Source organism: Streptomyces chlorus (assembly GCF_042655885.1).
Taxonomy (GTDB): Bacteria; Actinomycetota; Actinomycetes; order Streptomycetales; family Streptomycetaceae; genus Streptomyces; species Streptomyces chlorus.
Genome location: NZ_JBHSOA010000047.1, coordinates 82,645 through 107,242 on the forward strand (window position 1 = coordinate 82,645; position 24,598 = coordinate 107,242).

A 24,598-nucleotide genomic window follows, 5' to 3' on the forward strand; every position below is an offset into this window, starting at 1 on the left:
CACGAGGCTCATGAAGGTCCGCTGAGGGCTACTTGGGGGCGGGCACCGGGCCGGTGAGGTCGGTGAGATGGGCGAGCATGCGGGCACGGTCGGGTTCCCGGCCGGTGAACAGGCGAAAAGCGTCGGCGGCCTGGAAGGCTGCCATGCCGCCGCCGTCGAGGGTGGCGCAGCCCGCGGCGCGGGCGGCACGCAGCAGGTCCGTCTCGAGCGGCCGGTAGACGACCTCGGCGACCCACAGTCCGGGGTGCAGCAGCTTCGCGGGCAGGGGCAGGCCCGGGTGGGCGGCCATGCCGGTGGGGGTCGCGTGCACCAGGCCGCCGTTGCCGTCGGCCCGGGCAAGGAGTTCGGGCAGCAGGGCCGAGGGTGCGGCGGTGGCGCGGTCGGCACCGAAGGTGCGGTTCAGGGAGCCGGCGAGTTCGTCGGCCCGCTCCGGCAGGGCGTCGACCACGGTGACCCGTCCGGCGCCGAGGGTGAGGACGGCGTGCGCGACGGCGGCGCCGGCGCCGCCCGCGCCGATCTGCACCACGCGCTCCAGTGGCACGTCGGGCAGGCCGCGGGCGAAGGAGGCGGCGAAGCCGGTGACGTCCGTGTTGTGGCCGACGGCCCGGCCGTCCTCGAAGACGACGGTGTTGACCGCGCCGAGCGCCTCGGCCTGCGGATCGAGCGCGTCCAGGTGCTCGACGACGTGCCGCTTGCACGGGTGGGTGATGTTGAGCCCGTCGAATCCGAGCAGCCGGGCCGCGTTCAGCAGCTCGCCCACACCCTCGGGCGGTAGGCCGATCGTGTCCAGGTCGAGGAGCCGGTACAGACAGCGCAGGCCCTGCCGGTTGGCCTCCCGCTCGTGCAGCGCGGGGCTGAGCGACGGGCCGATGCCGGAGCCGATCAGCCCGACGAGATACGAGTCCTTGAGCACCGGCGCCTCCAGAGAGCGGCCCACTAATGTACGAACCAGTACGTTAGCTATATCAGCCGGTCGGGCGGCACGGAAGACCCGATGGGCCGGGAACGGCCCCCTTCTACAATCACGGGCACTGCCCTCTCACCCGAAGGAACCCATGACCAGCGCCGAAGAACCGGCACGGCCCCGCGAGCGCGAGCGTGTCCGTGACGCCGCCCGCACCAGGGCCGAGATCCTCGACGTGGCGACCCGGGAGTTCGCGCGGGCCGGCTACGACGGTGCCCGCGTCGACGAGATCGCCGCCCGCACCCGCACCACCAAGCGGATGATCTACTACTACTTCGGCGGCAAGGAGCAGCTGTTCACGGCCGTGCTGGAGCGCGCGTACGGCGTGATCCGGGAGGCCGAGCAGGAGCTGGACGTCGATCACCTGGACCCGGTGGCGGCCATCCGGCGCCTCGCCGAGGTGACCTTCGACCACCATGAGCAGCACCCGGACTTCATCCGCCTGGTGAGCATCGAGAACATCCACGACGCACAGCACATCGCGGCCTCCGAGAAACTCGGCCGGATGGGTTCGCCCGCGCTCGACGTGATCCGCCGGATCCTGGCCGCCGGACAGAGGTCGGGCCTGTTCACGACCGATGTGGACGCCGTCGACCTGCACGCGATGATCAGCGCGTTCTGCTTCTTCCGGGTGTCCAACCGGCACACCTTCGGCGCGCTGTTCGGCCGCGACCTGGTCGACGCGGACCGGCGCGAGCACTACCGGGCGATGCTGGGCGACATGGTGATCGCGTACCTGACGGCGGAGCGGGCGGCGGACTGACCTGCGCACGGTGCGCGTCGGCCCCCGCTCCGGCGGGTCCCGGACCAAGTCCGTACGACGCCACCCCTTGACACCGTGGACGGTCGGGCGCAGCATCCGTATCCAGCCGCGACTAACTATCCAGTGGGTTAATTAGCACTGCGGCGTCTCCCCTCCGCTCGTCCTCCGCGTACTGTCGCGGAGTCCCCCGAAGGAGCCCGCCGTGTCCGTCCCCAACCCGCCCCGCGACTCCGCTCCGCCCGGACAGCTGTCCGAACAGCCGCCCGGACAGCCGAAGAAGGCGGCGACCGCCGCCTGGATCGGCAGTGCCCTGGAGTACTACGACTTCTTCATCTACGGCAGCGCGGCGGCGCTGATCTTCCCGGAGGTCTTCTTCGACGACTCCGACCCGGCCACCGCCACCCTGCTGTCACTGGCGACGTTCGGTGTCGCGTACGCGGCCCGGCCCGTCGGCGCGCTGTTCCTCGGCCACTACGGGGACCGGGTCGGCCGGAAGAAGATCATGGTCTTCACCCTGATGCTGATGGGCCTGTCGACGTTCCTCATCGGCTGTCTGCCCACCCGTGACCAGGTCGGCACCCTCGCGCCGGTCCTGCTGGTGCTGTGCCGCATCCTGCAGGGCATCTCGGCGGCGGGCGAGCAGGCCAGCGCGAACTCGATGACCCTGGAACACGCGCCGCCCCACCGGCGCGGCTTCTTCACCAGTTTCACCCTGAGCGGCACGCAGGGCGGTCAGCTGCTTGCCACGCTGGTCTTCATCCCGGTGGCCTCGATGCCCGAGGAGCAGTTGCTCTCGTGGGGCTGGCGGGTGCCGTTCTGGATGAGCGTCGCGGTCGCCGTCGTCGGGTACGTGATCCGCCGCAAGCTCGACGAGACGCCGGCCTTCGAGCAGCAGACCGCGACCGAGGGTGTCGCGAAGCTGCCGCTGGTGGTGCTGCTGCGCGAGCACTGGGCGGACGTCCTGCGGGTGATCGCGGGTGCGCTGGTCGCCTCGGTCAGCACGATCTTCACGGTGTGGGCGCTGGCGTACGCGACCAGTGACTCGGTCGGCATGTCCCGTACGTCGATGCTGTGGGTGGCCGCGCTGGCGAACGTCGCCGCGCTCGCCGCGATCCCGCTGTGGGCCACGCTCTCCGACCGGATCGGCCGCCGGCCGGTCTACCTGGTCGGCGCCGCGGGCAGCGCGGTGGCGATGTTCGTCTACCTGTGGGCCATCTCCACCGGCAACTTCGCGCTGACGATGCTCCTGGGCATCATCACCTTCGGTGTCGTCTACAGCGCCGCGAACGGTGTGTGGCCCTCCTTCTACGGCGAGATGTTCCCGACCCGGGTGCGGCTCTCGGGCATGGCGATCGGCACCCAGATCGGGTTCGCGGTGGCCGGGTTCGCGGTCACCTTCGCCGCGCAGATCGCGGGTCCTGACGGCGACGGCTGGATGGCGGTGGCGCTGTTCACGGCCGCCCTGTGCGTGCCGCCGGTGATCGCGGCGCTCTCCGCCCGGGAGACGCACCGCGTTCCGACCGAACTGCTCGGCGAACGCACGTCCGATGGCGGCGCGGCCCAGCCGGAGAAAGTGACGGCCTGACCCACCGGAAGTGACGGCCCGACCCGCCGGCTTCGGCCCCCGGAGCCGTACCCCGGCTCCGGGGGTCTCGCGTCGGCATCGGCCGTCCGGCGGGGCCCGGGGGCCTACGACTCGCCGCGCCGCGGAATCCCGTACACCCGTTCCACCCGCAGCCGCAGTACGAGGCGGCCGTCGCGGACCATGGCGGCGCGGTAGTCGTCCCAGTCGGGGTGTTCGCCGTTGACGTCGCGATAGAGCCGGATGAGTTCCTCCACCGTCTCGTCGTGCGGGTCGGCGGCGACGGGCGACAGCTCGGCGGTTCCCTCGGCGACCGTGTACGCCCACCGGTCGGAGGTCGTCACGTGGTAGGACGCCCGGGGGTCGCGCCGCAGGTTGCGGGTCTTGGCGCGGTCGTCCGTGATCGAGACGCGGATCACCCGTTCGTCGGGGTAGTAGGCGTGATTGACGTTCGACAGCTGAGGCCGTCCGTCCTGCTTCAGGGTGACGAGCACTCCGCCGTCCTCGTCGCCGATCAGCTCCAGCAGGGCCCGCTGTGTGTCCTGTGTCATACCCGGCTCAACGGGGCACGCGGGGTCGGGTGTTCCCGGCGGGGTTCGCCGGTGTGTTCCCGTGCTCCGGCGAGGTCCGACATGGTCCGGGCTGGGTATGCCGCAATCGTTTTGTGAGCGTGATCGAAGGAGTGCCATGGGACTGCTGCGGCAAGAGGCCGACCCGGAGGAGACCGGTCTGGACGCGAAGGCGCTGCGCCGGCTGGACCGGCACTTCGCGCACGAGGTCGACGAGGGGCGGCTGCCCGGATTCCTGGTGTCCGTCGCGCGGGGCGGGCGGATCGCCCACCTCACGGCGTACGGGCGGCGGGACGTCGCGGCCGGGCTTGTGGTGGAGAGCGACACACTGTGGCGGATCTACTCGATGACCAAACCGGTGACGGCCGTGGCCGCGCTGATTCTCGTGGAGGAGGGCCGGCTGTCCCTGGACGACCCGGTCGGCCGCCACCTGCCGGCGTTCGCCGAGCCCCGCGTGTACGAGAGCGGCTCCGGCGACGGGATGCGGACGCGTCCCGCCGCGGGCCCCCTGCTCGTACGGCATCTGATGTCCCACACCGCCGGGCTGACGTTCGCCTTCTACCACGCCCATCCCGTGGACGGCCTGTACCGCGAGGCCGGGCTGGAGTCGTCCGTGGCGCCGGGAACGGACCTCGCCGGGACGGTCGACGTGTACGCGCGGCTGCCGTTGCAGTTCGACCCGGGGACTCAGTGGAACTACTCGGTCGCCTCCAATGTGCTGGGGCGGATCATCGAGGTGGTCTCCGGGCAGCCGCTCGACGTCTTCTTCGCCGAGCGGATCCTCGGCCCGCTGGGGATGACGGACGCCGGGTTCCACGTCACCGGCGAACAGGCCGGGCGACTCGCGGAGTTGTACGGGGAGACGGACGGCTCCGGCGACGGTGACAGCCGCGGCCTCGAGCCCGTCGCCGGGCTGCCGCTGCACGGCCGGCCCCGGTTCCTGTCCGGCAGCGGTGGCATGGTGGCTTCGGCCCACGACATGCACCGATTCGTGGAATTCCTGCGGCGGCGAGGCGAGTTGGACGGGGTCCGGCTGCTCGCTCCACAGACCGTGGACCTGATGACCCGCAACCAGCTTCCCGGCGGCGCCGATCTGCGCGCCTTCGGCAGCCGTCCGGCCCACGACGAGCCCGGCAACGAGGGCGTCGGTTTCGGCCTCGGCGTCTCCGTCGTCGTCGACCCGTCCCGTACGCGGGCCCCGTCCGGCCTCGGCACGTACGGCTGGACGGGGGTCGCCACCACGGCGTTCTGGGTCGACCCGGGCCGCGACCTGACCGTGCAGTTCTACACGCAGGTGCGGCCCCGGTCCTCCCACACGGTCTTCCGGGACCTCAAGCGGCTCGTGCACGAGGCCGTGACCGGCTGAACCCGCTGCTGTCCGGCCGGGGGCACCGTCAGGACCAGTGCGCCACCGCGTCGAGGTGGGGCAGGTTGTGGTCGAGGCGCTCCCGCTTGGTGCGCAGGTACGTGATGTTGCTCTCGCACGGCGGGATCAACAGCGGTACCTGCTCGGTGACCTGGATACCGTGCTGCTGCAACGCGTCGCGTTTGCGCGGGTTGTTGGACATCAGCCGGACCGACTCCACGCCCAGGTCCTGGAGGATGCCGGCGGCGACGCCGTAGTCGCGGGCGTCCACCGGCAGGCCGAGGGCGAGGTTCGCCTCGACCGTGTCCAGGCCCTCCGCCTGCAGGGCCATCGCGCGCAGCTTCGCCAGCAGGCCGATGCCGCGGCCCTCGTGCCCTCTCAAGTAGACGACGACGCCCGCTCCTTCGGCGGCGACGGCGCGCAGCGCGGAGGCGAGCTGGTCGCCGCACTCGCAGTGCTGGGAGCCGAACGCGTCCCCGGTCAGGCATTCCGAGTGCAGCCGGGTGAGGACCTGGTCCGTGCCGATGTCTCCGTAGACCAGGGCGACTTGTTCGTCACCGCGGTCGTGGTCCAGGTAGCCGACTGCCTGGAACTTTCCGTACACGGTGGGCAACGGCGCATTCACGACGCGTTCCACGCCGGTCCGCTGCGAGGGCTTCTTGCCGAGTACGCCTATGTTTTCTGTCATGATTCTCGAGTTCCTAAGCAGAGACGAAAGGCCGTGAGGATATGAGTGGTTCACCAAAGCGGTCGGCGGCATACGGCCCGGTCCACGGTCTGTTGCCGGCGGATACTACAGAAGATGTACGGAAGCGGGGCGCCGACGTCTCACGGCAGATCGCGGTCCTTCCCGTCGGCAGTTTCGAGCAGCACGGCCCGTTCCTGCCGCTGGCGACCGACACGCTGGTGGCGTGTGCCGTCGCGCGGGAGATCGCCGACGCGTACCCGGTGCATCTCCTGCCTCCGGTGACGATCGGCTGCTCGCACGAGCATGCGGCCTGGCCGGGGACCGTCTCCATCTCCTCCGTGACCCTTCACGCGGTGGTACGGGACATCGCCGACTCGCTGCGCCGGTCCGGCGTGGACACCCTGGTGGTGGTCAACGGACACGGCGGAAACTACGTACTCGGCAACGTCGTTCAGGAATCCTCCGCCCGCGGCGAGCACATGGCGCTGTTCCCCGCCCCGGAGGACTGGGAGACCGCGCTCCGGCACGCCGGCGTGGAAACCTCACTGCTCACCGACATGCACGCGGGGGAAATCGAGACCTCCATCCTTCTGCACACTCATCCCGAATTGCTCCGACCCGGTTATGAGAACTCCGATCATGTCGCCGACGACCGGCGCCAGTTGCTCACGCTGGGAATGTCCGCCTATACCGATTCCGGTGTCATCGGCCGCCCTTCGCTGGGCTCCGCGGAAAAGGGCAGGGAACTTCTGGTGAGCCTGGTGGATTCCTTCGGCGCGTATTTCTCGATGCTCGCCTCCGGTGGCGGCAGCGGCGCGTAGTTTGGGGCGAGCGGCGCGCGGTTCGGTTCGAACGGTGCGCGGTCGGGGGCGTCCTGGGCATGGGGGACGGGTGCGGGTACGGGTGCGGGTGCTGCTGGGGCCGTGGTGGTGGCGGCCGTCCGACGTCCGGCGCGCAGGCCGGCGTACCAGCGGACGACGAGCACGATCACGCCGGGCAGACTCGCCGCGAGGCTGAGCACTCCGTAGACCACGGCGACGGTCAGGCCCCGGCCCGCGCCCAGCCCCGCGGCGCCGAACGCCCAGGCGGCGACGCCCTCGCGGGGCCCCCAGCCGCCGACGTTCAGCGGCAGCGACATGGCGAGCAGCGCCAGGACGGCCAGCGGCAGCAGTTCGGTCACCGCCGCGCCGACTCCGGCGACACGGGCGGCGAGCACGAACATCGCCAGGTATCCGGCGAGGACGACGGCGGAGGAGACGAGGACGCCCGGCCCGTTGCGCCGGGACAGCAGCCCTTCGCGTGCCTCGGCGAGCGCCGACCGCAGTGCCCTGCCCCGGCGGGACGGCGTCGGCCGGTTCATGCGCAGGGCGAGGACGACGGCGCAGGCGCCCAGTGCGGCGAGTCCCGCCAGCGGTGCCGTCTGCCGGATGTCGTCCCGGACCGGGGACGGCATGGTCAGCAGCATCACGGCCCCGGCGGCGAACAGCGCGAGCTGCCCGGCGGCCCGCTCCAGGACGACGGACCGCACCCCGCGGCCCAGGTCACCGGTGCTCTGCCCGTGCCGCACCGCGCGGTGGACGTCGCCGAGGACGCCACCGGGCAGCGCCGCGTTCAGGAACAGGGCACGGTAGTAGTCGGCGACCGCCGGAAGGAGCGGCAGCCGGATGCGCAGGCCACGGGCCACCAGCGCCCAGCGCCAGGCACTGAACACCGTGGTCACCAGCCCGATCCCGAGCGCCGCCAGCAGGGACGGCCCGTCGATCCGGCGCAGCCCGTCGACGAGGACACCGGTGCCCAGGCGCCACAGCAGCACGGCGAGGATGACGACGCCGGCGAGGGCGCCGAGACGGGTGCGTACGGCGGGGGTGTTGAGCCGGGCGAGGAAGGCGCGGGGGCCGGCGCCGGTGCCGACGCCGGTGCGTACGGAGTCCGGCGGGGATGTCTCCGTCCCCGTCCCCGAGGCCGCTGTCTCCGGAACCCGCAGGCCCGTTACCGGAGACTCCACCGCCCTGGCAGTCACGCCGCGCCGCCCGCCGGCCGGCACAGGGCGAGCAGGTCGCTGTGGTGGACGACGACCCGCAGGTCGCCCGCCGCGCAGGCTTCCAGGCGCTCGGCCAGGTAACGGCCCGCGGGCTCCGCCAGTTCGGGGCGTTCCTCCACCGCCGCGCCGACCCAGCCCCGCAGCCACTGTGCGGTCAGCTCGGCGTGCTCGGGACCGAGCCGCCAGGGGCTCGGGTTGAGCCGTACGGTCGCCCCGTGCTCGGAGAAGGCCTCCGCGGCCGCGGTGGCCGCGTCCGGGCCGAGCAGTCCGCCTCGCTTCTGGTGGGCGTTGAACGCCTCGGTGATCTCCTGGTCCAGCGGGTGCGGCGCGGTCAGTTCGACGCGTCCGGCCACCGACAGCGTCAGCAGCGCCGGGCAGCCGGCTCCGGCACAGGCGGCGGCGAGGGCGTCGACGTCCTCGCGGGTGAGGACGTCGAGGAGTGCGGACGCCGTCACCAGGGAGGCGCCGGCCAGGGCGTCCGCGGTGAGCCGGGCGACGTCACCGCGCCGGGTCTCCACGCTGACGCGACTGCCGTCGGCGGCGGACCGCGGGGAGGCGACGGCCGCGAAGTGCAGGAGGTAGGGGTCCCGGTCGTGCAGGACCCAGTGCTGGGCGCCGTCCAGGCGGGGCGCGAGCCAGCGGCCCATCGAGCCGGTTCCGCAGCCGATGTCGTGGATGATGAAACCGTCGGCCCGTTGGGGCAGGTTGGCGAGCCGGATGCGCAGTGGGTCGAGCAGATCGTGGGCCCGCGCGAAGGCGTCGGCGGGCTCGCGCAGCTGGAGCCACTCGGGCGCGTACCGGGCGGGTTCTTCGGCCTCGGAATCGATGTCGCTCCCCGTCCCGCGCAGTCGGAGGATCGCCCGTTCACCGGGACGCAGTGCGGGGCCGGCGCCGGGGATGACGGAATGCGCGGCCTCGTCGTCCCGGGGACCGGGCTGGGCCGGGATCGCACCGCCCGGCGTACCGGTGCCGGGGCCCGCACCCGTAGCCATAGCCGTAGCCGCACTCGTGCCGATGTCCGTGCCGGCGCCAGTGCCGCTGCCGGCCTGCTGTGTCGTCGCCTGGTCGGTCATGCGGCCCTCCGGGGTTCGGTAGGAAGCCGGCGCAGTACCGTCGCCAGGCTCTGTGCGGTGCTCGCCCAGCCGCCGAGCGCGGCACGCCGGCCGCGCGCGGCCGCCTTCAGCCGGCGGCGGACGTCCGCCTCGCCGAACCAGCCGCGCAGTTCGACGGCGATGGCGGCGGGATTCTCCGGCGGGACGAGGATGCCGGGCACCCCGCCGTCGGGGGCGCGGCCGACCGCCTCGGGCAGGCCGCCGACATCGGTGGCCAGGACCGGGATGCCCCGCGCCAGCGCCTCGGTGACCGCCATGCCGTACGTCTCGGCGTACGAGGTGAGGACCATCAGGTCGGCGGCGGCGTAACTGGCGTCGAGGTCGGCGCCGGCCTTCGGCCCCGTCAGTTCGAGCCGGTCCTCAAGACCGTGCTTGCCGATCAGGTACCGCAGATGCGTGACGTACTCGGGGTCGTGGGCGAGCCCGCCGACCAGGGCGCAGCTCCACGGCAGGTCGGACACCGAGGCCAGTGCCTCCACCAGCCGGTGCTGTCCCTTGCGCGGAGTGACGGCGGCGACGCAGAGCAGCCGGGAGACGCCGTCGGTGCCGGAGGCGAGGGGCGCGATGTCGGCGCCGGGAGCGGCGACGTGGACGCGGTCGGGCGCGAGTCCGTGGTGGGAGACCAGGCGGCGTACCGCCCAGTCGCTGGTGCCGATCACGGCGGGCACCGCGCGCAGCACCGTACGCTCACGGGCGTCCAGGTCGGCGGCGACCGCCGGGGCGAGTCCGGTCTCGTCGCCGAGCGGGAGGTGGACGAGGACGGCCATGCGCAGCCGTTCCGCCTCCGGGACGACGATCTCGGGGACCCCGCAGGCGACCAGTCCGTCCAGCATGACGACGGTGCCGTCCGGCAGTTCGCGCAGGGTGCGGGCGAGTGCGGCGCGGGCGGCGGCGTCCGGGCGGGGCCAGTCGCCGGCCACGGCGTGCCGCTCCACCTGCCAGCCGAATCCGGGCAGGTCCAGGCACACGCGCCGGTCGTACGCGTTGCCGCCGCTCGGCACCGACGGGTCGTCGACGCCACCCGGCATCAGGAAGTGCACACGGCGCAGGGACATGGGGATGATCCCGCCGTTCCATCGAGCGGAAGCCTGGGCGGCGACGGATGAGGCAGCGGCCTGTGCAGGCGCCTGGGCAGCGGACTGCTGGGGTACGTAGTCCAGGCGGGTTCGGTCGAAGGCGCTGCCGATGGCTTTGTCCGTGGCCTTGCCGGTCACGTGGATCGTCGTGTCGGTCACAGCGCACGCTCGTAACTCGCCCAGGCGATGTGCGACTCGTGCAGGGTGATCGTGAGCCCCGCGATGCCCTTGGCGCCCTCGCCCAGCGCGCCCTTGTGGATGCGCTCGGCGAGCCGGTCCGCGATGACCTTGGCCAGGTACTCCGTGGAGGTGTTGACCCCCGCGAAGTCGGGTTCGTTGTCGAGGTTGCGGTAGTTCAGCTCGCCGACTACGGCCCCGAGTTCCTGTGTGGCCAGGCCGATGTCGACGACGATGTTGTCCTCGTCCAACTGTTCGCGCCGGAATGTGGCGTCCACGAGGAACGTGGCCCCGTGCAGGCGCTGGGCCGGTCCGAAGACCTCGCCGTGAAAGCTGTGGGCGATCATGATGTGATCGCGGACGGTGATGCTGAACAACGGACGACCCTCCAGGTGCGGCGCGTCTGCTCCCCGGCCGTTCGCCGCCGGGGATGCCGGGTAGTACGGCCGTACGCCTCCCGGCGTTCAGCGTCAGGTGTGTCTTTTCTCAGGTCAGGCCTCAGGTCGGACAGGAGGTCTGACTTCGGGTCCGGCCCCGGGTCCGGCCCGGACTCCTGCCCGAGCCCTGAACCGGGGTCAGGCAGCGGTCTCGCCGTAGCGCACGAGGTGGCACAGTGCCGGGATCTCGCCGGAGGCGAGGCGGGGCATGAGGGCGGGCAGTTCCGCGAACTCCGACTCGCCGGTGATGAGCGCGTCCAGGGCAGGGTCGGTCAGCAGGTCGAGGGCGAGGGCGAGCCGGTCGGCGTAGCTGCGGCCGGGGCGGGCCGGGGAGACCGTGCCGACCTGGCTGCTGCGGATGACGAGCCGTCGTGAGTGGAAGTCCTCACCCAGCGGAAGACTCACCTTCCGGTCGCCGTACCAGCTCAGTTCGATCACCGTGCCCTCGGCGGAGAGGAGTTCGAGGGACCGGGCGAGACCCTGTTCGGTGGCGCTGGCGTGCACGACCAGGTCGCATTCCCCGAGGGCGTCCGCGGGCGGCGCGAAGCCGACGCCGAGGGCCTCGGCGGTCTTGGCGCGCGCGGGGTCGGCGTCGACGAGCTGGACCCGTACGCCCGGGAAGCGGGCCAGCAGCGCGGCGACCGAACTGCCGACCATGCCACCGCCGACGACGGCGATCCGGTCGCCGATCAACGGCGCCGCGTCCCACAGGGCGTTGACGGCGGTCTCCACGGTGCCGGCGAGCACGGCCCGTCGGGCGGGCACGGTGTCGGGCACGGGTGTCACCGCGCTCGCCGGGACGACGTAGCGGGTCTGGTGCGGGTAGAGGCAGAAGACCGTCCGCCCGACGAGTGTCTTCGGCCCTTCCTCCACCACGCCCACGTTGAGGTAGCCGTACTTCACCGGTCCGGGGAAGTCGCCCTCCTGGAACGGCGCGCGCATCGCGGCGTGCTGGCTCTCGGGCACTTGGCCGCGGAAGACGAGGGTCTCCGTGCCGCGGCTCACGCCGGAGTACAGCGAGCGCACCAGGACCTCGTCCTCGCCGGGGGCGGACAGGGGAACTTCGCGGATCTCACCTCGTCCCGGTGAGTCGAGCCAGAACGCATGAGCGGCGCGGTCCATCGAATTCCTCCTGAACGATCGGCAAGTCACACGCGTACCGAGGGGTGCACAGGCCGCGCACAAGGTAGCGGCGTTGATCGACTCTGTCACACAGCCGGAGGGTGTTCGGTGGCCCTGAACAACAGTTACGACGCAAGGCTCGTACAGCAGGAGACCGCCGTGGGGGCGGGCGTACAGGTCCTGCTGCTGGCGCTGATCGGTACGGCGATCGGCATGGGCCCTGCGGGCTGGCTGACCGGCCTCGCGTTCGCGATCGCCACGTGGGCGGTGCTCTCCCGGGCCCTGCACCGGTCCCGGCTGCGCTCGTTCGGCGCGGCCAACCGGGTCACGCTCGGCCGGGCGATCCTGGTCGGCGGGGTGACCGCGCTGGTGGCCGACTCCTTCCAGGACTCACCGCCCGTCACCCTGTTCGTCGGCCTGACCGCCGTGGCCCTCATCCTCGACGGGGTGGACGGCAAGGTGGCCCGCAGGACCGGCACGTCGACCCCGCTGGGCGCCCGCTTCGACATGGAGGTGGACGCGTTCCTCATCCTGGTGCTCAGCGTGTACGTGTCGATGGCGATGGGGCCCTGGGTGCTGCTGATCGGCGGTATGCGGTACGTCTTCGTCGCCGCGGCCCGGGTGTGGCCGTGGCTGAACGCCGCGCTGCCGCCGAGCACGGCCCGCAAGACGGTGGCCGCGCTCCAGGGCGTACTCCTGCTGGTGGCGGGCGCGAACCTGCTGCCGCACCTGGTCAACGTCGGGGTGGCGGCGCTGGCGCTGGGGCTGCTGGTGTGGTCGTTCGGCCGGGACGTGCTGTGGCTGCGGCGGACCTCGCGGGTGCGGCACGCTCGCTCGGAGCAGCCGGTGCGGGAGCTTGTCGCGGGGTGACACGCGCCGTGAAATTCCGTTGCCTCCCGGCAACCCGGCGGCCTACGGTCCCGATCATGCTGCCTCCGGTGGAAACGGACGAGGAGTGGGACGCGGTCGTCGGGGCCACGCCGCCGCCGGTGGCCGACTTGGTCAGCGGGCTCGGGAATGGTCGCCTTGATGCCTCGTTCGCGTAGGTGGGCCCGGTGGGCGCGAGAACTGTAGGCCCGGTCGACCCGCACGCGATCAGGGCGGACGCGTGGACGGCCCGGCCCGAGCCGAGGCACCCGGATCGCCGCCAAGACTGCCCGGTACTGCGGGGAGTCGCCCACTGGCCGGGCGTGATGAGGAACGAGAGCGGACGTTGCCGCTGTTCGCAGGCCAGGTGGATCTGCCGTCCATCAACTGCCTCTTCGACCAGAGCGGAGGCCGTCCCGGCTTGATGCCGGGTCACGCCACTGCACCCCGGTCCGCACGCGGTGCAGGATGCCGTCGACCACCTGACGGTGGTCCCGCCACCGCCCGCAGCGGTTGATACCCGCGGGCAGGAGTGGCTTCAGACGTCGCCACTCCGCCTCTGTCAGATCCCCCGACCAGTCATGCAAGAGCCGACGAATCAGTGGACGGCACGGCACGGTCAGCATCTGCGACGCCACCACGCCGACTCCGGATCTGCCACGGGCTCGTGGTGCGTTCGCCCGAGTAGCACCGCGTCCAGGCGCTCGATCTCCGCGCGGAGTTCGGTGGCCGCCCTCGGCGGCAGCATGAACAGAGCCTCTTGCAGCTTGTCCCGGGACCAGCCCTCACCGCAGCACGGGCAGGCGAACTCTGCCTCCCACAGCCTCCAACGGCGCTTGGTGCCGTGGACACGCACAGACCACACGCTCAGTGCCACGGACACGATGCCCGGAGACAACCGCTCCCGTTCAAGCACGCGTACGGCGGCATTCACCGCCCCCGACAAACCTGGGACATCGCGATACCGCGCCCAAGGCCTTCCCCAGCCGCTTTCCCTCGGTCGCAGTGAAGCCGGTGTCCTACGCGGCACAGCCCCTTCGGATGCAAGTCATGGGAGGCATCCCAGTGCTTCGTTACGTCGGGTGATCTCGCCTGGTGGCGGGCATCTTCCTGGCATGAGGTTGGGGGAGGTGGAACGGCTCCGGGGTGAGTTGCCGGAATTCGTGGCGGATGTGTTCGCCTCGCTGCCGCGGCGGGATCAGCGGCGGTGGGGCGCGTGTTATCTGCGGGGCCTGATGCCGGACGGTCGGCGCAAGTCGATCCAGCCGATGGCCGAGCGGCTGCCGTCGGGGTATCAGCCCGAAGCGGGCGGCGCACTGGAGCCCGGTCGGCCGGCTCGTAGCGGACCGGGCCCGTCGAGTTGGCGGCGCGGTACGGCGTTCTCGTGCCGCGGCACGAGTAACTCTGCGTCCTTCGCCGCATCGCCGCGCAGCAGTACCGAGGGGACGGACAGCAGCTTCCGGGGCACCTTGTACACCAGGAACGCGATCGCCCTGACATGCTCCCAGTCAGCGCAACATCATCGCTGCCGCCTGCGGCGATGACTTTCCGAGCGGCACAGGACCGGCAGCCGCTTCGACAACGCCGCCGCGGAGAGCTCCTGGGCCGTACTGAAAGAAGAGATCGGCACCCGCCTCTGGCCCGACCGGGCCACCGCCCGCGCCGACATCTTCGACTTCGTCGAGACCTTCTACAACCGACGCCGTCTGCGCAAACACATCCACTGGGGCTACCTCACGCCCCATGAGACACGTCTGCGTCACCAACAGGACCAGGCTCTCGCGGCGCAACGACGACATGCCCAAGATCACGGGGAAACTTCACCGTCCCCCTTGCACCGCCCCTTCGGCGTCCGGCCCGCTGGTCCGGTCCGGCTGCTCGATACCGGTCGCGTCGAGCAGCCGGGCACGGTGCACGCCCATGATTCACGGGTGTGCGGCGATGGGCACCGCGCACCCGTTCTTGCCGTCGCCGGTGACCTTCCTGATGCCGTAGCGACCGACCCGCACCTGCGCCATCGCCTGACAAGGGTCGACTCGGAAACCACCCACCCTTCGGCTTGGCGCGAAGCCGTCATCTGCGTCGGCAGTGACGATCACAAGGGCTTCAGCACACCGAGCCGTTGCAGTTCCACGATGTGCTCCGCCGCCCGTCGTGGCGCGTCACCGCCTCTCACCAGGACCCCCGCTTCAATGTTTCGCCGCGCTGCCGACTCCGTCAGGTTGGCGCTCCCCAGAAAGAGCGTGTTCCGGTCGGCGATCGCGACTTTGGCGTGCTGACGCGAGTACGCGTGCTCGCCCGAGTGGCGTGCCCAGTGCCACAGGCGTACGCCCGGCACTCCCGAGAACGCCTCGGCAGGCTCCCGTCCCGAGAGCAGGCCCCGCGCACCGGCCAGGGTCTCCACCACGATGTCCGTGCGCACGCCACGTGCCGCCGCGTTCATCAGTGCCTGGGTGAGCGCCGGATACGGGCGGGCCGCGTATGTCATGGCCAGCAGTTCGTCCCGCGCCTCGTTGATGACCTCCACCAGCACCTGCGCGGTCGCACGCACCGGTACGGCCGGTGTCGAGGGACCGCTCCACACGGTGCGCACCCGCACCTCGTCACGGGAGTGCAGCAGTGCGGCGACATACCCCCGCACGTACGCCGCGGCCTCGACCGTCGACACCGACTCCTTCCTCATCGCCTCGTACAGGGCCGCGACGGGCTGACGAATTCGCGGTGTCGCCAGCTCCGTCAGTACGCCTTCCTCGCCCCTGCCCAAGGCCAGCAGACCGGCGAGGTCCTTGCCGCGCGAGGGGCCGAGGGCCGCCACGGCAACCTCGACGGAGGCCTCGAACTCGCGCCTGCTCACGGCAGCAGGCCGACCGGGGTCAGTATCTGTTCCTCGTCTCCGGAGAGAGGGACCAGGAACCGGCGGTCCAGGAACCTGTTGCCCCGCTCGCAGGTGGTCTCGGACACGAAGAGGCAGACGTGGCAGGCAGCTCCGTGCAGGAAGTCCGCCGGGTCCTGCGGCAGACGTTCCGAACCGAGGACCTGACCCGCTGGCGCATCTTCCTCCACCCCGCCCAGCGCCGGTACGCCTACCACCCCGGTTTCAACGGGCCGGCCCAGGTCACCGGCGGCCCCGGCACCGGCAAGACGGTGGTCGCGCTGCACCGCGTCCGGCACCTGCTGCGCACCGGCCGGGACGGCGACCGCATCCTGCTCACCACCTTCACCAACGCCATGGCGGCCTCCCTGCGGGACAGTCTGGCCCTGCTCCTCGGCGACACCGACGCCCATCTGCTGAACCGCGTCGACGTCACGACGGTGGACTCTCTCGCCGCCCGGGTGATCCGTGAAGCACGGGGCGGTTCACCGAAGCCGCTGTCGGCCGCCGCCGAGAGAAGCGCCTGGACGCGCGCCGTCGCCCGCGAGGAGCTGCCTTGGACGGAGACCTTCCTGGCCCAGGAGTTCCGCAACGTCGTGCTGGCTCAGGGACTGCGGACACCGGAGGAGTATCTGCGGTGCGTACGGCGTGGGCGGGGCACCCAGGTGGGGAGAGTGCAACGGGCACGTCTGTGGCGGGTCATGGAGCGTTTCACCGCCGACCTCGCCTCCCGTGACTCCGCGACGTACACGCAACTGTGCGACCAGGCCGCGCGCATCCTGGCCGAGAGCGGCCCCCGGTACCGTCATGTCGTCGTCGACGAGGCGCAGGACCTGCACCCGGCGCAGTGGCGGGTACTGCGCGCCTGTGCCGCCCCGCAGGCCGACGACATGTTCGTCGTCGGGGACCCCCACCAACGCATCTACGACTCCCGGGTGTCGCTGCGCTCGCTCGGTGTCAACGTCCGGGGGCGCACGTCCCGGCTCCGGATCAACTACCGGAGCACGGAGGAGATCCTGCGCTGGTCCGCTTCCCTCCTCGACGGCCGGCCGGTCGGCCGGCTCGGTGAGGACGACGACGAGGACGGCGGCCACGACTCCCTGCGGGGCTATCGCTCGCAGTTGCACGGCCGTGTCCCGGCCGCCCAGGGCCACGCGAGTCAGGAGGAGGAACTGCGGGCGCTGGTGGAGCAGATCCGCACCTGGATCGACCAGGACGGGGTCAAGCCGTCCGAGGTGGCGGTGTGCGCGAGGTTCAACACGCTGGTCGACACCGTCATCGCGCGGTTGCGCAGGGAGCGCATCCCCGCGGTCGCGGTCAAGGACGACCCCGGCCCGGAGGTGTCCGGGGTGCGGGTGGCGACGATGCACGCGATGAAGGGACTGGAGTTCCGGTGCGTGGCCGTGGTCGGTGTGACGTCGAAGGTACTGCCCTTCGCACCGCAGGTGACGCCCGCGGACGTGGACCCGGTGCAGCACGAGTCCGACCTGCTGGCCGAGCACTGCCTGCTGTTCGTGGCGTGCACCCGGGCACGCGACGCGCTGGCGATCTCGTGGAGCGGTGAGCGCAGCCCCCTGCTGGAACCGGTCGCGGGCTGAGACGGGTGGGCGGGGGCCGTCGGCCCCCGCCCACCTCGACGGACCCGGGCTTCAGACCCGGATCTCCCGGACGACAACCGTGAGCGCCTTGTCCTGAGCGGCCTCGTAGGAGATCTCACGGCCCCTCGGCTGCCACATGAGCGCATGTCCCAGAGGGGACGACGGTGAGACGACGTCCGCTCCGTCCACGGGCAGCTCGGCGACCGTGTACAGGGTGTCCTCGTCCACCTGACCGTCGAATTCCAGGACGAGCAGAGCACCGGGGATCACGACCCTCGGCGGGTCCGCCTCGCCCGCGACACGGACGGCGTCGAGGAAGGTCCGCAGGAACGCCAGGCGCTTCGCGCGCCGGTCCCTCTGATCGGCCTGGGTCTTCCTCAGGAAGACGAGGTTCGCCGGTTCCATTCCGTCGGGGGTCTCGTCCGGGGCGTCGACTGCGGTCTGCAACTGCTGCATCTCGCGGACCAGCCGCTGGAAGGCGGCGGCGGGAATCTCCTGGACCGGCAGCGCGCCGCCGCGCGCGGTTCGCGGAACTCCCGGCCCCTGACCTGATGCGGGAGCGGATGCCGGCGGCCCAGTGGTGATCTCGGGCGCTGCTGTCGCGGTCCGCACGGTACTGGTCACCGTGGATACGGCCCCGTTGCGGGAGTGGGCCGCCGGTTCGGTCACGCGCGCCTCCCCGGATTCGCCCGTGGGCGGGGCCCCCGAAAGCGGCACCCCTTCGGTACCCGCGTCCGGCTCGTCCTCGGTCGCCGGGGCGTCATCCCCGGAGCCCGGGCTGAGCGGGACCTCCTCGTACGGGTGCTCCGCGTCCTCACGCGCCACGTCCGTACCACCGGCCCACGTGTCCTCGGCCGCCGGGACATCAGCGGCGTGGACAGGGGCGCTCTCGTCGTCCTCCGCTACCGGCTCGATACCCAGCCGCTCCAGTTCGGCCCAGAGCGGTGCCAGTGCCTGTTCCCGGTCGAGATGGAACCGGCTGCCGCGGATCCGGACGAAGGTCCAGTCGACGCGCTCCAGGTCGCGTTGGCGAGCGGCCGCGGTGGAGGCGTCCTCGCCCTCCGCGAAGGCGTCGCCGTCGCAGGCGACCGCGAGCCTGCGGGTGCCGCCTTCCACGACCAGGTCGATCGTGTGGCGTCCGACGCGATACGCCGGTCGCACGCGGTAGCCGCGAGTCGCCAGCTCCAGGTACACCTGCTGCTGGAACAGGCTGTCGAACGCCGCGTGCCGCACGTCGGGCAGGACCTCCCCGTCCAGTGCGACGCCGTCGTCCTCGGCAGGCCGGGTGAGATGGTCCAGCCACCGACGACGCAGGTCGTTCTCGTGGAACTGCTCGGCCCGGGCGCTGTGGAAGACCCACACCTGGTCCTGGGCCCGGGACGCTGCGACGTTGAGCCGCTGCTCGTACGTCTTTCCGTTGAAGCCGCCCGGCACCGTTCCGGCCGCGGTGGTCGCCGAGTTGACGCAGGAGATGAACATGACGTGGCGTTCGTCGCCCTGGAAGTCCTCGGCGTCCCCGATCCGGATGCGCCGCTCCTCGCGTTGCTCGTAGTCGAGACGCTCCGCGAGCAGGTTCTCCAGCTCCGTCAGGTGCCCCTTGCTCGCACGCAGCGTGATGATGCCCATGGTCTTCCCGTCGTACGCGGGGTCGGCGCAGCAGCGCACGACGGTGTCGACGAGGGCTTCGGCCTCTGCCGTGTTGGCCAGTCGGGTGTTGGCGCCGAGGGCCTCGCCGTCCTCCACGTGAACGGTCCGCACCGGGGGCAGGCGGTCGGCGCCGTACTGTCGCAGAGGCTGCAGCCTGCCGTTGTAGCAGAGCTCGTTGGAGAAGGAGATGATCTCCGGCATGCACCGGAAGTGTTCCTTGAGCATGAGCGTGCCCCGTCCGGCGGAGAGGGCTTCGGTCAGGTCGAAGAAGCTGGACTCGGGGCCGAACAGGCTGCGGACGTCCGGTTCGAGCGAGGTGAGCAGCCGGTCCCTCAGGTGGAAGTACTCGTCCTGCTTGAGGCCGACGTTGGAGGGGCTGACCTGCTTGCTGTCACCGACGACGACCATGCGGTCGGCGAGCCAGCTCAGCAGCATGGCCTCCAGGCCCGACTGGCTGGCTTCGTCGACGATGACGACGTCGAACATCCCCGGCCGGTCCATCGGGACCGTCTCGGCGACCTGGTGCAGCGGCATGATCCAGGCCGGCACCGCAGCCTGTGCCTTGCGCAGCGCCGCCTGCGCGTCGCGCCGGTAGCGGTGCTGGTACTTGCCCTTGATGCGGCGGGCGGCCTGCTGGTAGGCGCTGAGCGCGCGGGACTGGTCGCCGGTGAGCAGGCCGAGGCAGCGGTGCCAGGCCCGTGCGGCGGCGAGCCGGGCGAGCATGATGCGTGCCTCGTCGTCGGCCTCGGTCAGTTTCCTGCGCAGGGTGCGCTCGGCTTCCGGGTCGGTGAGCCGCTCCATGCGCTCGCGCCATGCGGACCAGGCCCAGGCTTCGGCCAGGTCGGGCAGCCGGATGTCCCACGTGGTGTCCTCGGCGGTGTCGGTGATCCGCTCGGCGAGGGCGGGGAACTCCTCACCGACACGGGTGAGGGCGGCGTGCTGCTCCGCGCGCAGCCGGGCGGCTTCGCGGACCTCGGCGATCTTGTGGCTGAACTCGCGGTAGCCGTCGTGGTCCTGGGCACGCACGCTCTCGAGCGCGCGAGCGACGGCGGGTGAGACCGCGGGCCGGTCGTTCCAGGAGCGCAGGAGTTCCTCGGTGTCCGCGATGACCCGCCGGGACCGCTCGGCGGCGCGCAGCGTGCTCGCCGCGCGCAGCAGGGCGCGTACGGCGTTCTCGACGGTCGTGTCGTGCCAGGTGGCGACGGCCAGCTGCGGGGAGGTGGAAGCCTCGGTGAGGACGTCCGTGCGGGTGGCGGACACGGTCAGGAGCGCGTCGAGTACGGCCGCCTCCTGCCGCAGGCGGGCGAGGCGCGGACCGTGTCCCTGCCAGGCGCCGGCGGGCGCTCCCCATTCGGACTCGACCTGTGCCAGGCGCAGTTCCAGTTGGACGCGGGCGACGACGACGGCGGCGGTCGCGATGTCCTCCGGGGGCCGTCCGTCGACCCGGACGCTCTCCACGAAGGGGCCGACGGCCTTGGCCAGCTTCGAGCGCAGGCCGAGAGTGCCACGCAGTTTGTGTCCCTGGGTGAGCCCGTCGTGCAGGGTGGTGGCCTGGCCGAGTGCGGGGGCCGGGTCGTACTGCTCCAGCCCGCTGACCAGGGCGGTGCCCAGCGTGGTGAGCGAGGCGTCGACCGCCGTGAGGGCGTCGGTGACAGCGGCCTGCCGGCTCCGCGTCTGCCAGTCCTGGCCGGCGGTGACCTCTTCCAGGAGGGAGAGCGCCCACGGGCCGGCTGCGGCTGCGAGCGACGCGGCACGGGCCCGAGCGCCGGAGAACGCGTCGAGCGCGGCCGAGAGTTTCCGCTGTGCGGCGTCGTCGAGACCACGTACCGCCATGTCGTACTGCGCGCAGAGCGCGTCCTTCCGGACGGCCGCGTGCGCTTCGTCGGCCGAACGGACGACACGGACTGCATCCTCGAAATCACCGGGGTCGACCAGCTCGGAGGGACCGGGTACATCGGCGGCGAGGGCCTGGTGGTGCGGGGTGTAGGCGCGAGTGGTGTGCAGCAGGCCCAACGCTTCGGCCGCGCCCAGGACGGGCTGTTCCCGCGGGACCGCGCCGAGCCACTCGTACTGTCCCGCCTCGGCGGTCAGGCGTTCGGCGATCTCCTGGAGGCTTCCGCTGTAGTCGCCGATCTCCGCGTCGAAACGGTGGATCTCCTGCTCACGCAGGACGGCGAGATCGCGCAGCATGGCCTGCTGGGCACCGCGCGCCCTGGCGAGACGCGCCTGGAGGGTACGGATGTCCTTCTGCGAGGCCTTCGCGTCGTAGCCGGCGTACTCGCTCAGGATCCGCTGGACGGAGGCCTCCAGCTCGCGCTGGGCGGCGGCACCGTCCTCCGTGCGGCTGACGCACAGGTCACGGATGGACTCGGGCAGCTTGTCCCGGAGGACGCGCAGGGCCCGTGGCGTGTGGCTGGTGATGAGGACGCGCTTGCCCTGGGCGAGCAGGTCCGTGACCAGGTTGGCGATGGTGTGTGTCTTGCCGGTGCCGGGCGGTCCCTGGACGACGACGAGCCGGTTGGCCCGCAGCCGCTCTGCGATGGTGCGCTGCTCCTCGTTGGCGGGGAGCGCGAAGTACATCTCGCCGGTGTCGCTGCCCGTCCCGTCGTCCTCGGCCGCCGCGAGGTCGGCCGCGGTCAGCGCCCCGTCGCGGCCCGCGACGTAGGCGAGCAGCTCGGTGGGCTCGGTGCCCGCGTCGACCTGACGGGCGATGGCCTTGAGAGCGTCCATCATCGACCGGCGGCTGCGTTCACGCAGCACGAGTGCGGGCGTGAACCCCACCTGCGGTACGTCGAGGCTGCGCGGCTTGGCGCGCTCCACGGCCGGTGAGTAGCTCCCCGCGCTGTGCGCGGCGTTCACCCAGCTGCGCAGGGCGGTGTGCAGGGCGTCGAGGTGTTCGGGGTCGGTCACGTCCGAGGCGCCCTCCAGCACCCGGACGATCTCCTCCCGGACGGCCCCCGGGACGTGCTGGGCGCCTTCCAGCATGCCCTCTTCCAGTTCCAGTCCGGTGCCCGTGGGGTCGGGGGCGGCGGTGAGGGTGCCGGTGGACGGGTCGAGGTGGATCACGGCCCGGTGGGTGACCAGGTGCCGTTCCACCCGGTGCCCGGTGGTGGTCTGCCAGGTCAGCCGCCCGAGCCCGAGGACGAGTTCGTAGGCCTCGCCGAGGTTGGCGGCGTCCTCGTGCATCTTGTGGAGCCGGTCGTACAGCCGCACGACGGGGTCGATCGCGCGGCGTCGCTCCGCCCACGCGCGCCACTCCTCCTCCCAGGCGGCGTACAGCTTCTCGATCCGCTCACGCTTCGGGTGCTCGTCCAGCTCGTGGTAGGTCTTCTCGAGCGGGATCCCCTCGGACCAGTCCGGGAACTCGGGCTCGATCCGGCGGCGCAGGTGCGGGGCACGAATCTGCTTGAAGTCCCTCAGGCGGGTGTCGTCCACCCACGGGGCGAGGAGCGGATCGGGAGGGGGCGCGTCCTCGCGCTCCGGGCGTTCGACGGTCACCCAGGCGGGGTCGTCGGTGGCCAGCGCCCCGTCGAGCATGACCGCCACGCCGTCGTCGTGCGGCAGTTCCTCGAACCACACGGTGCCGGCGGCGCCGTCCAGGGTGCGCACGGGCCGCGCCTTGGACTCCTCGGCCTCGGCGAGGAACCGGAAGATCTGCCGCACGCGGGCGGCGTCGGTCGGCTCGTGCGTGCCGGAGGCCGGCGCCGGGGCCCCGCCGCGGCTGGGCTGCGCGGGGACGGCCCCGAGGGGGGCTCCGGCGATGGGCCGGGGTGATCCGGCGTCGTGATCGGTATTCCTGCCGTCGTGGTGGCTCGTGGACATCTGCACGGGGCCCGCGGGTGTCGGTTCCTCGTCCGTGAACAGGGAAGCCTGTTGATCGCCGAAGAGGGCGGCCTGGTCCGGCAGCAGTGCGGGAGCCTCGCGCGCGAAAGCCGCCCGAGGATCGCCGCCGGAGACGGCGACGGAGGCAGAGGCAACGGCCGTGGTGAAGGTGACACTCTCGCGGTCGTGGGAGCTCGGGAACCGCACCTCGATGTCCAGCTCTCCGGCGGTACCGGCCGGGATGCTGTACGCCCAGGTCGCCGACGCACGACGGCCCTTGAGCAGCCTGCCTCCGAGCTCACCGTCGAGCGTCTCGGCCCGGTGGTCCTGCACCCGTCGGCCCGTCTTGCCGTAGGGCCCGCTGCGCACCAGCAGCGTGATGCCGTCGACGTCGATGGGCCGGTCCGTGCCGTTGCTGAGATACAGGGTGCAGCGCACCAGATCGTCACCCTCGCGGTACCCGTACGAGTCCTCGGGATCGACCAGCTCGTACGGCGCCACGCCGTCCACGCGCACGTGCAGTCCGTCGTCGTACTGATAGTCGGAACCGGTCGGCCGCGCGCTGTCGCCCGGGCCGCTCTCGTGCTGGCTCACACGCCACCCCACTGCTGCTGAGGGCCACCCTGTGGCCGCCTTCGTCAAATGTGCCCCGCCCACGCCGGGCACACCGCCAACCACGCCCCCCTGACGCATCGACAAGGTGTGAACTGAGCACACGGGGAGGAGCGTAGCAGCAACCTCATCGACACATCGCGCTCCGGAGTCACATGACACCCGGCGCACCCCGAGCGAGTATGCGGCGACCACCCGCACCACCCCCACCTTGCGGCCCACGACAGATACACGCGACGCAAAACACGCCACCACTCATTAATAGCCGTTGACTCTGTTCACATTAGTAAGGCACGCTATCCGAAGCATCACACCCGTGCGCTCGTCGTCCAAGGAAAGGCGGCCACCCGCCATGCACATGGAAGTACTCGACGTCACACCGGAGTTGGCTGCCGAGTGGCTCACTCGCAACACCAACAACAGGCCGCTCAGCAAGGCGACCGTCCAGCAGTTGGCGGCCCGGATCCAGCGTGGGGAATGGCAGTTGACCCACCAGGGCATCGCCTTCGACGAGGACGACGTACTGATCGACGGTCAACACCGGCTGGCCGCAGTGGTCAAGGCCGGCCTCACAGTGCCGCTGACCGTCGCGCGCGGCGTGCCCCGCACGGCGTTCACCGTGATGGACACCGGCCGCAAGCGCACCGGCCGCGACACCCTCGCACTCGCCGGTGAGGCCAACGCGACCCACCTGGCCGCGGCCCTGCGCGGCCTGCATCTCTACCTGAACGCGCCGAACTCCGCCTGGAGCGGCGGCTCGTCCGTCACGAGCAACGACCAGCTCCTGACCCTGCTCGCCGAGCACCCCGGCATCCGCGAGGCCGTACAGCACGGCATCGCCTGCAACCGCGGCTGCGGCATCACCGTCACGGCGGCGACGATCGGCTGGTACATCACCACGCGCGCACGCCCCGACGTCGATCAGTCCCCCTGGAAGGAGGGGCTGGTGACCGGCGCACGGCTGGAGCCGGGCGACCCCCGACTCACCCTGCGCAACACCATGCTGGGTCTGGCCAGGGGTACCGCACTCCGGCGCCGCGACGACTCGCGCGAGCACCTGCTCTACTACCTCAAGGCATGGAACGCCTGGGTCGAGTGCCGTTCCATCAAACTTCTGCGCCGCTCCCCCAACGAGACGATGCCGCGCGTCTCCAAGCAGACGGGCATCACGCATGTGACCGGATGATCCCGGGCACTCCACCCGAAGTATCCGAAGCGGTGTCATCGTAGATCGATTGCCCCTAGATTGAGTGGCCGCCGCCACCGGGGTTCAACTCGCCGGA

The 24,598-nt window shown here is 71.5% G+C and carries 17 protein-coding genes and 4 pseudogenes; 8 read left to right on the top strand and 13 right to left on the bottom strand.

Annotated features, from left to right (window positions below; all coding sequences use genetic code 11):
* Positions 1-28: 28 nt before the first annotated feature.
* Positions 29-913, bottom strand: coding sequence for a shikimate dehydrogenase (locus ACFPZI_RS22125; protein ID WP_381365619.1), 885 nt, complete (start codon positions 911-913; stop codon positions 29-31).
* 142 nt (positions 914-1,055) lie between these two features.
* On the opposite strand from ACFPZI_RS22125, the gene ACFPZI_RS22130 reads away from it, so the two are divergent.
* Positions 1,056-1,727 carry a TetR/AcrR family transcriptional regulator gene (locus ACFPZI_RS22130; RefSeq protein WP_381365622.1) on the top strand — a complete coding sequence of 224 codons (672 nt, stop codon included), beginning with the start codon at positions 1,056-1,058 and terminating at the stop codon, positions 1,725-1,727.
* A 202-nt stretch (positions 1,728-1,929) separates the two neighbouring features.
* On the top strand, positions 1,930-3,312 hold the full coding sequence (locus ACFPZI_RS22135; RefSeq protein ID WP_381365624.1) for an MFS transporter: 1,383 nt from the start codon (positions 1,930-1,932) through the stop codon (positions 3,310-3,312).
* Between the two features lie 104 nt (positions 3,313-3,416).
* On the opposite strand, the gene ACFPZI_RS22140 is transcribed toward ACFPZI_RS22135, so the two are convergent.
* A complete protein-coding gene (locus ACFPZI_RS22140) occupies positions 3,417-3,860 on the bottom strand; it encodes a PPOX class F420-dependent oxidoreductase (protein ID WP_381365627.1) in 444 nt (147 codons plus the stop codon).
* A 136-nt stretch (positions 3,861-3,996) separates the two neighbouring features.
* Here ACFPZI_RS22140 and ACFPZI_RS22145 point away from each other — a divergent pair, with 136 nt between their 5' ends.
* Positions 3,997-5,244, top strand: coding sequence for a serine hydrolase domain-containing protein (locus ACFPZI_RS22145; RefSeq protein ID WP_381365630.1), 1,248 nt, complete (start codon positions 3,997-3,999; stop codon positions 5,242-5,244).
* A 28-nt stretch (positions 5,245-5,272) separates the two neighbouring features.
* Here ACFPZI_RS22145 and ribA read toward each other — a convergent pair whose 3' ends face one another.
* Positions 5,273-5,932: a GTP cyclohydrolase II gene (gene ribA, locus ACFPZI_RS22150; RefSeq protein ID WP_381365633.1), complete on the bottom strand. Its 660-nt coding sequence runs from the start codon at positions 5,930-5,932 to the stop codon at positions 5,273-5,275.
* A 41-nt stretch (positions 5,933-5,973) separates the two neighbouring features.
* On the opposite strand from ribA, the pseudogene ACFPZI_RS22155 reads away from it, so the two are divergent.
* Positions 5,974-6,732: pseudogene (locus tag ACFPZI_RS22155) on the top strand (creatininase family protein); the annotation flags it as partial.
* On the opposite strand, the gene ACFPZI_RS22160 reads toward ACFPZI_RS22155, so the two are convergent.
* The 5 genes from ACFPZI_RS22160 to ACFPZI_RS22180 form a co-directional block, all read right to left on the bottom strand.
* Positions 6,618-7,937 carry a lysylphosphatidylglycerol synthase transmembrane domain-containing protein gene (locus ACFPZI_RS22160; protein WP_381365635.1) on the bottom strand — a complete coding sequence of 440 codons (1,320 nt, stop codon included), beginning with the start codon at positions 7,935-7,937 and terminating at the stop codon, positions 6,618-6,620. The pseudogene ACFPZI_RS22155 and the gene ACFPZI_RS22160 sit on opposite strands and share 115 nt — an antisense overlap.
* 11 nt (positions 7,938-7,948) lie before the next feature.
* Positions 7,949-8,965 carry a class I SAM-dependent methyltransferase gene (locus ACFPZI_RS22165; protein ID WP_381365686.1) on the bottom strand — a complete coding sequence of 339 codons (1,017 nt, stop codon included), beginning with the start codon at positions 8,963-8,965 and terminating at the stop codon, positions 7,949-7,951.
* Between the two features lie 77 nt (positions 8,966-9,042).
* Positions 9,043-10,320 (bottom strand): glycosyltransferase family 4 protein, encoded by a 1,278-nt coding sequence (locus ACFPZI_RS22170; protein ID WP_381365638.1) that lies wholly within the window; start codon positions 10,318-10,320, stop codon positions 9,043-9,045.
* A complete protein-coding gene (locus ACFPZI_RS22175) occupies positions 10,317-10,715 on the bottom strand; it encodes a 6-pyruvoyl trahydropterin synthase family protein (RefSeq protein WP_381365641.1) in 399 nt (132 codons plus the stop codon). Before ACFPZI_RS22175 ends, ACFPZI_RS22170 begins: the two co-directional genes overlap by 4 nt.
* A gap of 198 nt (positions 10,716-10,913) precedes the next feature.
* Positions 10,914-11,897 carry a zinc-dependent alcohol dehydrogenase gene (locus ACFPZI_RS22180; RefSeq protein WP_381365643.1) on the bottom strand — a complete coding sequence of 328 codons (984 nt, stop codon included), beginning with the start codon at positions 11,895-11,897 and terminating at the stop codon, positions 10,914-10,916.
* Positions 11,898-12,005: 108 nt separating this feature from the next.
* On the opposite strand from ACFPZI_RS22180, the gene ACFPZI_RS22185 reads away from it, so the two are divergent.
* Entirely contained in the window at positions 12,006-12,767 is a 762-nt protein-coding gene (locus tag ACFPZI_RS22185) for a CDP-alcohol phosphatidyltransferase family protein (RefSeq protein ID WP_381365645.1), read from the top strand.
* A gap of 380 nt (positions 12,768-13,147) precedes the next feature.
* On the opposite strand, the gene ACFPZI_RS22190 is transcribed toward ACFPZI_RS22185, so the two are convergent.
* On the bottom strand, positions 13,148-13,390 hold the full coding sequence (locus ACFPZI_RS22190; protein WP_381365689.1) for a transposase: 243 nt from the start codon (positions 13,388-13,390) through the stop codon (positions 13,148-13,150).
* 489 nt (positions 13,391-13,879) lie between these two features.
* On the opposite strand from ACFPZI_RS22190, the pseudogene ACFPZI_RS22195 reads away from it, so the two are divergent.
* A pseudogene (locus ACFPZI_RS22195) lies at positions 13,880-14,056 on the top strand (transposase); the annotation flags it as partial.
* Positions 14,057-14,272: 216 nt separating this feature from the next.
* Here the strand turns inward: ACFPZI_RS22195 and ACFPZI_RS22200 are convergent.
* From ACFPZI_RS22200 to ACFPZI_RS22210, 3 genes and pseudogenes are all read right to left on the bottom strand, one after another.
* Complete coding sequence (locus tag ACFPZI_RS22200; protein WP_381365692.1) at positions 14,273-14,575, bottom strand: hypothetical protein; 303 nt, start codon at positions 14,573-14,575, stop codon at positions 14,273-14,275.
* 284 nt (positions 14,576-14,859) lie between these two features.
* On the bottom strand, positions 14,860-15,618 hold the full coding sequence (gene drmC, locus ACFPZI_RS22205) for a DISARM system phospholipase D-like protein DrmC (protein ID WP_381365648.1): 759 nt from the start codon (positions 15,616-15,618) through the stop codon (positions 14,860-14,862).
* Positions 15,615-15,797, bottom strand: a pseudogene (locus ACFPZI_RS22210) (hypothetical protein); the annotation flags it as partial. The gene drmC and the pseudogene ACFPZI_RS22210, both read right to left, overlap by 4 nt.
* On the opposite strand from ACFPZI_RS22210, the pseudogene ACFPZI_RS22215 reads away from it, so the two are divergent.
* A pseudogene (locus ACFPZI_RS22215) lies at positions 15,792-17,234 on the top strand (UvrD-helicase domain-containing protein); the annotation flags it as partial. The pseudogenes ACFPZI_RS22210 and ACFPZI_RS22215 overlap by 6 nt on opposite strands.
* A 51-nt stretch (positions 17,235-17,285) precedes the next feature.
* On the opposite strand, the gene ACFPZI_RS22220 reads toward ACFPZI_RS22215, so the two are convergent.
* A complete protein-coding gene (locus ACFPZI_RS22220) occupies positions 17,286-23,297 on the bottom strand; it encodes an AAA domain-containing protein (protein ID WP_381365651.1) in 6,012 nt (2,003 codons plus the stop codon).
* A 370-nt stretch (positions 23,298-23,667) separates the two neighbouring features.
* Here ACFPZI_RS22220 and ACFPZI_RS22225 point away from each other — a divergent pair, with 370 nt between their 5' ends.
* Positions 23,668-24,501, top strand: coding sequence for a ParB N-terminal domain-containing protein (locus ACFPZI_RS22225; protein WP_381219784.1), 834 nt, complete (start codon positions 23,668-23,670; stop codon positions 24,499-24,501).
* Positions 24,502-24,598: the final 97 nt, after the last annotated feature.